Origin of the sequence: Bartonella sp. PS7NMGDW (genome assembly GCF_042193585.1) — a bacterium.
In the GTDB taxonomy this organism is placed as follows: domain Bacteria; phylum Pseudomonadota; class Alphaproteobacteria; order Rhizobiales; family Rhizobiaceae; genus Bartonella; species Bartonella grahamii.
Map to the genome: position 1 here is coordinate 1 of NZ_JBHILX010000013.1, position 12,708 is coordinate 12,708.

At 36.2% G+C, this 12,708-nt stretch carries 13 protein-coding genes and 1 tRNA gene; 4 read left to right on the plus strand and 10 right to left on the minus strand.

From position 1 onward, the window contains the following. Nucleotides 1-603: 603 nt before the first annotated feature. The 4 genes from ACFIKJ_RS07365 to folE form a co-directional block, all read right to left on the minus strand. The gene (locus ACFIKJ_RS07365) at nt 604-1,110 is read right to left on the minus strand and encodes a hypothetical protein (protein ID WP_015856440.1); all 507 of its coding nucleotides are present in this window, start codon (nt 1,108-1,110) and stop codon (nt 604-606) included. A 135-nt stretch (nt 1,111-1,245) separates the two neighbouring features. Continuing rightward, on the minus strand, nt 1,246-2,418 hold the full coding sequence (locus ACFIKJ_RS07370) for an alpha/beta hydrolase (RefSeq protein WP_375627363.1): 1,173 nt from the start codon (nt 2,416-2,418) through the stop codon (nt 1,246-1,248). Between the two features lie 191 nt (nt 2,419-2,609). Next, nucleotides 2,610-2,694: transfer RNA gene (locus tag ACFIKJ_RS07375), tRNA-Leu, on the minus strand. A gap of 139 nt (nt 2,695-2,833) precedes the next feature. Beyond that, complete coding sequence (gene folE / locus ACFIKJ_RS07380; protein WP_375620182.1) at nt 2,834-3,454, minus strand: GTP cyclohydrolase I FolE; 621 nt, start codon at nt 3,452-3,454, stop codon at nt 2,834-2,836. 125 nt (nt 3,455-3,579) lie between these two features. On the opposite strand from folE, the gene ACFIKJ_RS07385 reads away from it, so the two are divergent. From ACFIKJ_RS07385 to thrS, 3 genes are all read left to right on the plus strand, one after another. Continuing rightward, nucleotides 3,580-4,008 carry an iron-sulfur cluster assembly scaffold protein gene (locus ACFIKJ_RS07385; RefSeq protein ID WP_375626485.1) on the plus strand — a complete coding sequence of 143 codons (429 nt, stop codon included), beginning with the start codon at nt 3,580-3,582 and terminating at the stop codon, nt 4,006-4,008. Further along, nucleotides 4,009-4,359, plus strand: coding sequence for a membrane protein insertion efficiency factor YidD (yidD, locus tag ACFIKJ_RS07390; protein WP_375627362.1), 351 nt, complete (start codon nt 4,009-4,011; stop codon nt 4,357-4,359). Nucleotides 4,360-4,470: 111 nt separating this feature from the next. Further along, on the plus strand, nt 4,471-6,447 hold the full coding sequence (gene thrS, locus ACFIKJ_RS07395; RefSeq protein ID WP_375648216.1) for a threonine--tRNA ligase: 1,977 nt from the start codon (nt 4,471-4,473) through the stop codon (nt 6,445-6,447). 1,123 nt (nt 6,448-7,570) lie between these two features. Here the strand turns inward: thrS and ACFIKJ_RS07400 are convergent. From ACFIKJ_RS07400 to ACFIKJ_RS07420, 5 genes are all read right to left on the minus strand, one after another. Then, the gene (locus ACFIKJ_RS07400; protein ID WP_375627360.1) at nt 7,571-8,074 is read right to left on the minus strand and encodes a MerR family transcriptional regulator; all 504 of its coding nucleotides are present in this window, start codon (nt 8,072-8,074) and stop codon (nt 7,571-7,573) included. A 195-nt stretch (nt 8,075-8,269) separates the two neighbouring features. Then, complete coding sequence (locus tag ACFIKJ_RS07405; RefSeq protein ID WP_375670405.1) at nt 8,270-8,584, minus strand: integration host factor subunit alpha; 315 nt, start codon at nt 8,582-8,584, stop codon at nt 8,270-8,272. Between the two features lie 77 nt (nt 8,585-8,661). Then, nucleotides 8,662-9,636 (minus strand): beta-ketoacyl-ACP synthase III, encoded by a 975-nt coding sequence (locus ACFIKJ_RS07410; RefSeq protein ID WP_375626477.1) that lies wholly within the window; start codon nt 9,634-9,636, stop codon nt 8,662-8,664. A gap of 49 nt (nt 9,637-9,685) precedes the next feature. Beyond that, nucleotides 9,686-10,756, minus strand: coding sequence for a phosphate acyltransferase PlsX (gene plsX, locus ACFIKJ_RS07415; protein ID WP_375626475.1), 1,071 nt, complete (start codon nt 10,754-10,756; stop codon nt 9,686-9,688). 145 nt (nt 10,757-10,901) lie between these two features. Further along, on the minus strand, nt 10,902-11,459 hold the full coding sequence (locus tag ACFIKJ_RS07420; RefSeq protein WP_375626473.1) for a DUF177 domain-containing protein: 558 nt from the start codon (nt 11,457-11,459) through the stop codon (nt 10,902-10,904). Nucleotides 11,460-11,680: 221 nt separating this feature from the next. Here ACFIKJ_RS07420 and ACFIKJ_RS07425 point away from each other — a divergent pair, with 221 nt between their 5' ends. After that, the gene (locus ACFIKJ_RS07425; RefSeq protein ID WP_375626497.1) at nt 11,681-12,160 is read left to right on the plus strand and encodes an outer membrane protein assembly factor BamE; all 480 of its coding nucleotides are present in this window, start codon (nt 11,681-11,683) and stop codon (nt 12,158-12,160) included. A gap of 76 nt (nt 12,161-12,236) precedes the next feature. On the opposite strand, the gene nusB is transcribed toward ACFIKJ_RS07425, so the two are convergent. Further along, nucleotides 12,237-12,707: a transcription antitermination factor NusB gene (gene nusB, locus ACFIKJ_RS07430; RefSeq protein WP_375626471.1), complete on the minus strand. Its 471-nt coding sequence runs from the start codon at nt 12,705-12,707 to the stop codon at nt 12,237-12,239. Nucleotide 12,708: the final 1 nt, after the last annotated feature.

Below are 12,708 nucleotides of genomic sequence, written 5' to 3' on the forward strand. Positions count from 1 at the left end.
TAATTTCTGATTTGAGATTTTTCCTTTAATGCTTACTTTTTTTATTGAATCATAAAAAGCTATAGACATCAATACGCCCTTACACATCTTTATATACTTTGAATCTTGTTGCTAAAGCCTGATTCGCTCTCTGGGGGCACCATATGATTTTTTAATTACGTGTAGCTTATTCATTTTCCGATCCTTTTTAAATTCAGGAGAAGGTAGAGCTAAACGTGAATTTATAAAACGTATTATTTTATCAAACTTCTTTTTTAATGCTTTAAATTCAACTAATTCCTATTAAGAAAATATGTTAGAGTTTAAGTTTCTAATGAATATACTAACAACTCCGTAACATTGGCAAAATTATCCGGTGAGCCATTATTAAGAATCAGAAAGTTTTTTGTAAAGTTCTTACCACAAACATTTTCTTCAATAAAACCACCTAATGAATCAGCCTTAAAGTCTTTTAAAGCTTTAATCGGATAAGGAGTATGATTATAAAATACATGCGTTTCATTTATTAAAGCAATTTTTTTCTTTTAAACGATTATAGCCTTCTATTTAACAGCGTTTTTTGCTGTAAAACTCAAATTATCTGTCTGTTCAACTAAAAGAACTTTATTGTTTAGCTTTTGTGCTTTTTTCAAAGAGATGTGGGCTTTCAAGAATAAGCTTTTCTCGTGCTTTTTGTAACTGTTTAATAACTTCATCAATCTTTGAAGGAGAACAAAAAGATTCTTGGCTATTCAACAAATGCAGCCTCTCCTTTCCCTCATATAAACATTGCATCTGAGATTGAAGTATTCTAACTTCTTGAAAAAAAAGACGTCCTGTTTCCTTAAAACCATTGTTAAGTGCAAAAAGTTGATCGGAAATGGATAGCAGAATTTGTTTTAAAAAACGCTCATTTTCTTGGCGTTTACGATATTCTAAAATAAGAGCATGGCTTATCTCATCTAACTGTTTTTTTGTAGAATCAATTTGACGCAATAAATTTGGTTTTTCCCCCATATCACCTTTTCTCACCTTCACAAGCATAGCATGAATATCTAACAACTTAATTGCGGAATGAGATAAATAATCAACAACTGTAGGCGTATTAACATAGCGTTTCCGTGCAATCATCACAAACTCACCTAATGACTGTTTTTTACATTCATCCCGCTATTTATTTTCCATTTTACAAAGCCATTCTAAAGAAAGTGCTAAAAAATATTACCTCCAATGCATTATTCGATGTCCCCTTCTCTCTTTTCACTATCAACGTGGAATCCGTGGAGAGAGAAAACGTACAGGTGTATAAAGGATAAGATGTGTTGTTTTCTCCAACACACTACTACCATCAGCAAGAAGAGCTTGACTAGGTGACAATTCTGTACCTTGCATAATTGTGGAAGCCAAAGAACCTTCTCGAGAAAGAGCCATCAACGTTGGTGAAGATGCAAAGACATTGTGTGCTCCCCCATCCACATGAGAGAAATCAAGAACAGCTATTCCATTTTTACGCAACATTTCAATATCTGAGCCATCGCCCACACGATGATGTCCACCCGTAAGACGTCCTGAAACCGCGAGAGCTTTATCCGCTCTAGATACTAAAATAGCTGTTGGCTGCGGGAGTTTTTTTATATCATTAAGTTGGCGCTCAAATACATCAACATCAATGTCTGGTGCCGCCATTAATAAACTTGTAATACGACGAATAGGCTTATATTTTTTCTGTAAGGCTAAAGTTCTAAATGCTTCCATTATAACAAAATTGCCCATAGAATGCGCAATAACCGAAATCTGATCAGCATTGGTTTCACTAATAAGTGTTAAAAGCTCTATCAATCCGTCACGGGCAAAATTAGCACTGTCACGATCATAAATATAAAGAGGAACAGATCCGGCAGAAGGCCAAGAATAATGCACAGCGACAACATTTAAAGAATAATCATGTGCAAACTGTGCTGTACGAAATGTACCATCTGCAAAATTATTATTATACCCATGGATAAAAAGAAAAATTTCTCTTTTTCCTTTTGGCTTTTTTTCTAAAGCAGCATTTAATTGCTGTTTAAACTGTTCTTTATTATCGTATTTTTGCAATGCTACTGCTGCAAAATACTTATCATGCGTAGGTTTATAGGCATTTATTTCAACAACTCCCTTTGTATGTTGCTGAGGAATTCCTACGTCAACGCGATTGTAATGTACTTTATTTGATCGCTCTGCACCATAAGGTTGAGCGTAATTATTTTGCATCATACGACTTGTTGCAACATACACTGGAATGATGGCTTTTGGAGAAACTGGGTTCTCTTCAACTTCTCTTTCTACTGCAGTCATAGAAGGAGTTGCATGCACTCCATGCCAAAGCACAGCGCGTGAATCACTACATGCTGACAATAAAGAAATACAAATAAGAAGTGTTAAATATCTCAAAATCATTATACTTCTCACTGCAACTTTACCCCCACCCTATAAAAATATAACATTTCAAATGCACAGATAAAGTAATAAAAAATGAAACATTATTAGCAACACATCAACAAATAACATACAAAAAAGATTTTTCTATAATGCGCATAAATCCCCTCTCTCTACATAACTTCATCTCATTACAGAGACTCACCGCTAACTGGTGCGGTCGAGAAGACTCGAACTTCCACGGGTTGCCCCACAGCGACCTCAACGCTGCGCGTCTACCAATTCCGCCACGACCGCACGTGGGAAGAAAAACATTCTGGTTTTTAGCCTTTAACAAATCATAAAGAAAGGTACAAGCCAATTTTCTCTTTCTCATAATTTATTTTTATCCGAACGATTTATAACTTAATAGAGATTACTAAAAATATCGACTTTACTACGATCTTTGAATCATCATCATAAAGTGTGCTTGTGCAGCTTGATCTTTTTCATAATAACCATGAAAGTTTTTTGTAATTGTTGTAGAGCCCTGTTTTTGGATTCCTCTCATAGCCATACACATGTGCTCCGCCTCAATCAATACTGCTACACCATGAGGCTTCAGATACGTTTTTAACGCGTGAGCCACTTGCGCTGTCATGGCTTCTTGTGTTTGTAAACGACGAGAAAAAATATCTACAACACGCACAATTTTTGAAAGGCCAACAATTTTTTCATTAGGAAGATATGCTATATGTGCTTTCCCAATAATTGGGATCATATGATGCTCACAGTGTGAATAAAAAGGTATATTTTTTACGATTACGGCTTCATTATATCCTGAAACCTCTTCAAAAACTGTACCTAAGGTTTCTTTAACCGATTGACTATAACCACTAAAAAGCTCGCGATATGCCTTGGCTATACGTCTTGGAGTATCTAAAAGCCCTTCTCTATTTGGATTTTCCCCTATCCATAAGAGTAATGTACGAATCGCTTCTTCCACCTCTTCAATACTCGGACGCTTTTCTTCAGATAAAAAAGAATCCTTCGCGTCTTCTTTAACAACATTACGCATTCAAAAACTCCAAGCTTACTCTATACAAAGCATTTGCTCCATACCTATTTCATTTTGTATAATCTCTATATAAGCGAATTAAAAGTTTAAACAATCACGACTCTCAAAATTTCAGGCAATAGCGCATGATTGATAATATCTATAATGATAAAATACTTAAATATGCTGCACATATAGGAAAAATTGGGCGTCTTAATAATCCTGATGCAACATCAAAAAAACATGCACACCTTTGTGGTTCGACAATCACTGTAGATTTAAAAGTGGAAAATGGTATTATTACGGATTTTGCCCATGAAATACACGCATGTGTGCTAGGGCAAGCATCGGCTTCACTTTTAGCATCTCATATCATCGGACAAACAACACAAGATCTTAAAATATTGCGTGAAGTTATTTATCAAATGCTAACGCAAAATGGTCCTTCTCCTCAAGCTCCATTTAAGGATTTTTCTTGCTTACAGCCCATTAAAGATTATAAAATGCGCCATGCAGCAACACTACTACCCTTTGATGCAACGATAGACTGCATTCAAAAAATTGAAGAAAAATAAATGTTCAAATCACAATCTCGACAAAAAAAATTGACTCGAAATTACACAGGCAATTGGCAAAAAACACCTGGACGATTATTGGGTATTTTCTTAATACGTTTCTATCAAATAACACTTTCAAATCTTATAGGCAATCAATGTCGCCATGCCCCGACTTGTTCAGAATATACATATGAAGCGATTGCACGCCATGGGCTTTGGGCTGGTGCATGGATGGGACTCTTTCGTATCATACGTTGTGGGCCCTTTGGAACAGATGGCTTTGACCCAGTACCTATTTCTCTTGGAAATTCTTGCTGTTTTTATAAACCTTGGCGTTACTGGAAAATTTCTGACAAACACAACAAATAATCCTTTTCTTTTTTCGTATGTATTGATAAAAAATCAGTCTATAAGCTTTTTACTCAATTTTCACGAAACCATCCGCAATCGTTAGCGGAATTGGATTAAAAGGGTGTTTTTATGTCTTGCTCTGTTTCTCTTTCTTTTCCTGATGGTTCAAAACGTAATTACCCCTCCGAAATGACTGGTTTGGAATTAGCAGAATCCATTTCTAAATCACTCGCAAAAAAAGCTGTCGCCTATAGGCTTGATGGTATCACGCGAGACTTATCGGATCCATTGGAACAATCTGGTCAAGTAGAGATTATTACCCGAGAAGATTCACGCGCTCTTGAACTCATAAGGCATGACTGCGCCCATGTCCTTGCTGAAGCAGTGCAAGAACTCTTTCCTGAAACGCAAGTAACAATAGGTCCTGTCATTGAGAATGGATTCTATTATGATTTTGCACGCCAACAACCTTTTACATTAGATGATCTCACCGTCATTGAAAAGAAAATGCGTGAAATTATCCAACGCAATAAACCTTTCAGAAAAGAAATTTGGTCTCGTGAAAAAGCGAGAAAAATTTTTTCTGAGAAAAAGGAATTTTATAAAGTTGAACTTATTGATAGCATTCCTGAAAATCAAGATTTAAAAATTTATTATCAAGGAAAATGGTTTGATCTTTGCCGCGGACCACACATGCAATCTACAGGGCAAATTGGGAATGCTTTCAAATTAATGAAAGTCGCAGGAGCTTATTGGCGTGGCGATGCCAATAATCCAATGCTCACAAGAATTTATGGAACAGCATTTGCAAATGAAAATGACTTAAAAGCCTACCTCCATATGCTAGAAGAAGCTGAAAAACGTGATCATCGCCGCTTGGGACGTGAAATGGACTTATTTCATTTTCAAGAAGAAGGGCCAGGAATGATTTTTTGGCACAAAAAAGGTTGGAAAATGTTCCAAAATTTGATCAACTATATGCGTAGACGCCTTGATGATCATCAATACGCTGAAGTTAATGCACCACAAGTTCTCGATAGGTCACTCTGGGAGATATCTGGCCATTGGGGCTGGTATAAGGAGAATATGTTCAAAGTAACTCCAGCAGCAGAAGATTCAGATCATGGGAATATTTATGCCCTTAAACCAATGAATTGCCCTGGTCATGTGCAAATTTTTAAACATGGTTTAAAATCTTATCGTGATTTGCCTATCAGACTTGCTGAATTTGGACTTGTTCATCGTTATGAGCCTTCGGGCTCTTTACATGGTCTTATGCGTGTGCGTGGTTTTACGCAAGATGATGCGCATATTTTTTGTACTGATGAACAATTAGCCGATGAATGTCTCAGTATTAATGATCTTATTTTATCAACTTATGCTGATTTTGGTTTTAAAGAAATTAGTCTTAAGCTTTCAACACGTCCAGAAAAACGAGTTGGGTCTGATGCATTATGGGATCATGCAGAAAGTATCATGGAATCTGTCCTTAAAACGATTGAAACAAAATTTGCAGGACAAATCAAAACAAGCATCCTTCCAGGTGAAGGAGCATTTTATGGTCCAAAATTTGAATATACATTAAAGGATGCTATCGGTCGCGAATGGCAATGTGGAACAACACAAATAGACTTTAATCTCCCCGAACGTTTTGGTGCATTCTATATTGATAAAGATTCAGAAAAACGTCAACCTGTTATGATCCACCGTGCTATCTTTGGATCAATGGAGCGTTTTCTTGGTATATTAATCGAAAATTTTGCTGGACATATGCCACTTTGGCTTGCTCCTGAACAAGTTGTTGTTGCAACAATTACGTCCGAAGCAAATGAATATGCCCAAAAAATAACAGCAAAACTTAGAGCTATTGGACTTTCCGCAACAACAGATCTCCGCAATGAAAAAATTAACTATAAAATACGAGAACATTCTTTACAAAAAGTCCCCGTAATTTTGGTATGTGGTAAACGTGAAGCTGAAACAAACAGCGTAAATATGCGCCGTTTAGGAAGTACGAATAAAACCCTTTTATCTGTAGAAGATGTGATTAAACAACTCTCAAATGAGGCAACACCTCCGGATTTGCAACGTGTAATAAATGCATAACATCGCAGAAGGTGGTAATACGTTAATTTTTTACTATAAATCTTCAAATTTTGTACAAAATGAGAGGGTTTGATATTGTAGTGTGTTTTGGTTTCATGCACAATTACCTATAATCAGAAAGAATCACGTGATCACTCTCTACAAGGTAGATTGATGAAAAAAATCAATGTGAGCTATGAGCTTTTTTAATGCAAAAATCATAGACAATTGAATATTAATAATAACATTAATCTTTTACCTTTATAATGAAAAGATGGTGCTATTATCATGGATAGATCATTACGATAATTATAGCAACATCAAGCAAGAAGGCTGAAAACAAGATTATATTTATTAATAAAAAATATGTAAAATTAGCTGAACAATGATATGTCTTATTCGTAAGATAAGCTCTTATAAAAAGACAAGATATTGATTTATAATGATAATATATCTTTATTCATATTAAATAAGGTTTCGAATATCATAGGATTGTCTCATTTTAGATATGTTTATGTTGAATCTATCAAAATTATTTTTTGGCACGAGACAAGCGGAATGAGTGTGTGGTTAAAAATTATTGAGAAAGGACTTTTAAAATGCCCACAATGAACCGCCTAAAGTGCTAAGGATTGTTGCAATCATTGAGGGTAGGCTAAACTATAATGCTGATGCCGACTTGCTCCTTCATAAATGTAAAAATAACAGTACTCAACGGGTTTACCATTATATCATTCACGAGAAATCATGGTGAAATAAGCTTAAGAAGCCTTAAGAAACATCTCTTTAAAACAAGCAGATGAATTGGTGAATCAATGGCATTCTACATCCTGCAATCTACACTGATGAGATATTGCATTAGCTTTCATAAAGTCAAATCAGAGAAAAATGGCAAAACTCAGCGCCTATTCTTTCCCCTCTTCATATTTTACCAAATTAAAAACTCTTATAAAAAACTCGTTAAATATACACATACGATACATTACTACTCGTTAAACGTATAAAACTCTGGGCACACCCATAAAACATCTAAATATCTACGAAACACATTGCTATGCTAGACGCAAGATATTGATTTGTAAAACAATTTCAAAACACATATTTTGCTAAAAAAGCAACACATATAAAACAAAAAACATTATTGCTATCGAGCTCTATCAAGAACACGCTTACATTCAATGAGTTCAAATAGGATTTCTTGCAACAATGCTTTATCAGTTTTATCTTTGTAAAGATTCACAGAACCAACAGATGTTTCTCCTTCATTCCTCATGAAATTCAAAAGCCCAAAAGAAGATTTTTTAGGCTTATTGCTAGCATTTTCAGAAGTTTGTCCTGCATGTTTCTTCTCTATGACCACATTCATAGCATCAAGATCACCATTACCCAATGCAGTCACAAAAGCAACACCATTTTCTTTCAAAAGGCGTTGCACACCTTTTATCGTATAACCCTGATCATATAATAACTGCTTAATACCATTGAGCAAATCAACATCGACCGGACGATAATAGCGCCTTCCTCCCCCACGTTTCATTGGTTTAATCTGCCTAAAACGTGTTTCCCAGAATCTTAACACATGCTGCGGAAGCTCCAATAACTCGGCTACTTCGCTAATTGTGCGAAAAGCATCAGAGCTTTTATCCATTTTGCAACACCTTATTTAAAACAAAATAAATTACTTTACAATGACTCATTCCGTCTCAATTTCTCAACAAGATTAGTCAAAAATAAGACCATCATTGACGACTTACACAACTGTCTTTTTCTAAAAAACAAAGACCTTTATTTTATCGTTTTTTTAACAAATACCAAACATACCATAGCGTTTATTTATGAGATATCATTTTTTCTGTCTTGCACGATGCGAATCTAAAATTCTCTGTTTAAGGACATTGGCAGCCTTAAACGTTACAACACGTCGCGGCGGAATAGGTGCTTCAACACCTGTTTTTGGATTACGTCCAACACGTTCATTTTTACTGCGAACCTGAAAAGTTGCAAAAGAGGATAATTTAACCGCTTCACCTTTTACAAGTGAGTTGCAAATCTCATCCAAAACCAATTCGACTAAAGCTGCTGATTCAGTATGTGACAAGCCCACTCTTTTACAAACTACGCTCGCTAAATCTGCACGCGTTACTGTCTTACTTGTCATTATAACCACCTATTAAAATATTAAAAATTACAAAATGACTTATACGTTTTCTTGAAATATGGTCAAGTAGCCATAATTTACCAACGAATAAGAATTGCTCCCCATGTAAATCCACCTCCCATGGCCTCTAACATGATAAGATCTCCTTCTTTTATTTTTCCATCGCAAACAGCTGTTGTTAAAGCCAACGGAACTGATGCCGCAGACGTATTACCATGTTGATCAACGGTAATCACAACTTTATCTAGTGAAATTCCCAGTTTTTTAGCAGATGCTTCAATAATGCGCTTATTAGCCTGATGAGGTACAAACCAATCTAGTTGTGAAGAATCCATACCTGCAGCTGCAAAACAATCATCAACCACATCCGTTATCATACCAACAGCATATTTAAAAACTTCTCGTCCTTCCATACGCAAATAGCCTGTCGTTTGTGTTGTTGAAGGTCCACCATCAACATATAGCTTATCTATATAAGCACCATTAGAGCGCAATTTCGCAGACAATATACCACGCTCAAAAGCAATACCCCCCTCAATTTCCTGTGCTTCCAAAATAGCAGCACCCGCACCATCACCAAACAAAACACATGTCGTACGATCTTCCCAATCTAAAATTCGAGAAAATGTATCGGATCCAATAACTAAAATTCTTTTAGCCGCTCCACACCGTAAATAAGAATCTCCTGTTGTTAAAGCAAAAATAAAACCAGAGCAAACAGCTTGAATATCAAAAGCAAATCCATGGCTCATTCCCAAAGCACGCTGAATTTCAACAGCAGAAGCAGGAAAAGTACGATTCGGGGTGGACGTTGCTAAAATAATACAATCAATGTCTTTTATTGTTAAACCAGCATTTGTAAGTGCTGCTTGCGCAGCCTCAACTCCTAAAGAAACAGTTGTTTCATTTTCACTGGCAATATAACGTTGGCGTATTCCTGTACGCTGAACAATCCATGAATCTGACGTTTCAACAAACTTTGCAATCTCATCATTTGATAAACTTTTCTTCGGCAAAGCACTTCCTACACCACGTATAATTGACCGAATCATTAAGCTCTTACCTTTTCTTCAAATTTTTCATTTCTATTATAAGAGCTTATCATAAGGACTCTCCATTCACTGTCTCTTCACCTTCTTGATCAAAAAGTGTTTCTTTATTCTCATGAAACCGTCGCAAATCAGCTGTTATTTTTTTCAAAAGTCCATTATTAACCATCTCATAACCAACGCGGATAGCAGAAGCAAAACCGTTAGCATTAGCACTCCCATGGCTTTTGATCACAACACCATTCAACCCCAAAAGCACTCCTCCATTCACCCTATCGGGATCCATTTTGTGTTTCAGCGTACGAAAAGCACCCCGCGATAAAAAATAGCCAAGAGATGTTAAAAAAGAACTGCGCAGTGCGGAGTTTAAAATCTCTCCTATCTGTCGCGCGGTTCCTTCTGCGGTTTTTAAAGCAATATTACCAGAAAACCCCTCTGTTACAACAACATCGACTGTTCCTTTTCCAATGTCATTGCCCTCAACAAATCCTTTATATTCCAATCCTTCTAATTGCACTTCACGCAATATCATTCCTGCTTTTTTTATTTGATAAAGTCCTTTAACCTCTTCCACCCCCACATTTAAAAGCCCAACACTTGGTCTTTCAGTGTGATATAAAGCGCGAAACATACCCGCTCCCATAACCGCCAAATCAACCAACTGACCAGCAGAGGCACCAATTGTTGCCCCAATATCCAAAACGATACTCTCACTGCGAAGTGTTGGCCAGATACCCGCAATACCAGGACGTTCAGCCTCTGCGAGCATTTTCAAACAAAAATAAGACATGGCCATGAGTGCACCCGTATTACCAGCAGAAATGCAAGCATCAGCTTCACCATTTTTTACCGCTTCAATGGCGTACCACATTGATGATTTACCACGTCCATTACGAAGTGCTTGGCTTGGCTTTTCATCCATGCGTGTATAACTTTCTGTAGGGCAAAAGCGCGATACAGAATCCAAACAAGGGTATTTTTTTAAAACTGGACGAACGTCCTCCTCTATTCCATAAAACAGAAAATAAATATTTGATAAATATTTTTGTACAATTGCTGCTCCTGCAATAGCTGCTTCTGGACCGTAATCACCGCCCATGACATCCACAGAAATTCTAATCACGCTTGCATATCCCACATCTTTTCATTTACATCTTTAAACACATATTATGATTTTTGGCTCCTGAACACTCACAAAGCAAATCTTGCAAAAATCGCTCCGCAGAAAATATCGTTTAGCATACAATAGATATTTTATGTTTTTACAATCACTTCCAATTTTTCAAAACAGAAAATGGCGAGAATTTTTGCTCTGCTTCTTCTAAATTTTCAACCATATCCATCTTTATTCTCTCTTTACGTGGATAATGATTAATAGACAACTCAAAAAACTCTTCCATGATTGCACCAATATCAATTTTATCATCATAAAACACTTCAGGAGTATCAAGCCCCTCCACATCTAAAAACAATTCTCCTGTATCCTCTGATATTTTGGGCTTCATCAAATTTGAATCTTCAGGAACAAAAACAACCTCAATATTTTCACAAAGGATATTTTCTAATGGTTCTAATGTAACAACACATAACTGTAGTATGCGCGCTTGCAACAGACCTTTTATACGTACTCCGCGTTTTTTCCACGGGAAAATATGGAAATTTCCCTCACAAGATTTTACTTCAATTAAATCATGGTTCTGAGCTAAATTTGTACATTCTTTTTTGTTTGCACAAAAATGAACCCTTATACCTTTAGCAGGTAGAGAACGTACGGATATTGGATAAGCCAAAGCAAATGTCATTTGAGGAATATTTTTAACATTCATTGACAACTCCCAAAGATAAAAACGCATAAAGCACTGTGTTTTTATTTATATCAAGTATTCATGCATTTTTTTCTTTTCTAAAGAAATTCTATATGGCATAATTCACTTTATAACAGGGAAGCTCAGTGTAAGCTACGGTAGATTAAGCTAAAATTAGAAAAAACTTGAGGTTGCCTTCTTGTCCTACATCTCAGTATAAAAAGGAGATATCATTGTTTCAAATGCCTCACATAATAGCCTTAATCAAACGTAAATTATTGATTGGTCTATCAATAACAAGCATAGGAATGCTTGCTGGATGTGGTCTTCTCGATTCTTCAGGTTCGAGCCAAATTTATAGAGAGGGCTATGTTCTTGATAGAAATGCTCTAAGTTCTATTTCTGTTGGCTCAAGTCAAGAGCAAGTTCTTTTAACTTTAGGGACCCCTTCATTAAAAACAAAATATGATAATGAAGTTTTTTATTACATCTCACAGACACGCTATCGTGGGATGCAGTTTATGAAAACAAAGATTATTGATCGCAAAGTTTTAGCCATTTACTTCAATAAAAATAATCAGGTTGCAAAAGTTGCTAATTACGGATTACAAGACGGTCAAGTGTTTGATTTTATTGCACAAACAACACCAACTGTAACAAAAGAACATCCTTTTTTAATTCAAATTATAAAAGGCCCTGCGAATTTGCCACCCCATAACTAAATCATATAGTCTACATACCGTCTCAATATTATTAGGTCTGATAATATCTGACCTAATAATGGGGGATTTCTAGCTCTTATGGGCGGACTTTTTTTGCCATACTGTCGAGAACTGCATTAACAAGTTTTGGCTCATCACCTTCAAAAAACGCCTTAGCTATGTCAACATATTCATTCATGACAACCGCAACAGGAACATCTTTACGGTTGATCAACTCCCATAAACCTGCTCGTAAAATTGCTCGCAATATAGAATCAAGACGTGAAAGAGACCACTCTGCAGAAAGCTGTTGATGAAGCAGAGGATCAAGCTGCTTTTGATCTTTTACAACACCCGTTATAATAGCCAAAAACCATTGAAAATCAGCTTCAAGATACTGGTCTCCATCGATATCTTTTCCCAAACGATAAGCTTCATACTCAGCTGCTATTTCCATCACCCCCGAACCCACGATATCCATTTGATAGAGGGCTTGAACTGCAGCGAGTCTTGCTGCTCCACGTTTATTGGCTGAACGCGGAAAATGTCTGCTTTTTATATCAGCCATA

Excerpts from the sequence above, each read along its gene's own strand:
- ACFIKJ_RS07365 (WP_015856440.1), bottom strand. The coding sequence starts at position 1,110 with ATGATTGCACGGAAACGCTATGTTAATACGCCTACAGTTGTTGATTAT.
- ACFIKJ_RS07370 (WP_375627363.1), bottom strand. The coding sequence starts at position 2,418 with ATGATTTTGAGATATTTAACACTTCTTATTTGTATTTCTTTATTGTCA.
- folE (WP_375620182.1), bottom strand. The coding sequence starts at position 3,454 with ATGCGTAATGTTGTTAAAGAAGACGCGAAGGATTCTTTTTTATCTGAA.
- ACFIKJ_RS07385 (WP_375626485.1), top strand. The coding sequence starts at position 3,580 with ATGATTGATAATATCTATAATGATAAAATACTTAAATATGCTGCACAT.
- yidD (WP_375627362.1), top strand. The coding sequence starts at position 4,009 with ATGTTCAAATCACAATCTCGACAAAAAAAATTGACTCGAAATTACACA.
- thrS (WP_375648216.1), top strand. The coding sequence starts at position 4,471 with ATGTCTTGCTCTGTTTCTCTTTCTTTTCCTGATGGTTCAAAACGTAAT.
- ACFIKJ_RS07400 (WP_375627360.1), bottom strand. The coding sequence starts at position 8,074 with ATGGATAAAAGCTCTGATGCTTTTCGCACAATTAGCGAAGTAGCCGAG.
- ACFIKJ_RS07405 (WP_375670405.1), bottom strand. The coding sequence starts at position 8,584 with ATGACAAGTAAGACAGTAACGCGTGCAGATTTAGCGAGCGTAGTTTGT.
- ACFIKJ_RS07410 (WP_375626477.1), bottom strand. The coding sequence starts at position 9,636 with ATGATTCGGTCAATTATACGTGGTGTAGGAAGTGCTTTGCCGAAGAAA.
- ACFIKJ_RS07420 (WP_375626473.1), bottom strand. The coding sequence starts at position 11,459 with ATGAATGTTAAAAATATTCCTCAAATGACATTTGCTTTGGCTTATCCA.
- ACFIKJ_RS07425 (WP_375626497.1), top strand. The coding sequence starts at position 11,681 with ATGCCTCACATAATAGCCTTAATCAAACGTAAATTATTGATTGGTCTA.
- nusB (WP_375626471.1), bottom strand. The coding sequence starts at position 12,707 with ATGGCTGATATAAAAAGCAGACATTTTCCGCGTTCAGCCAATAAACGT.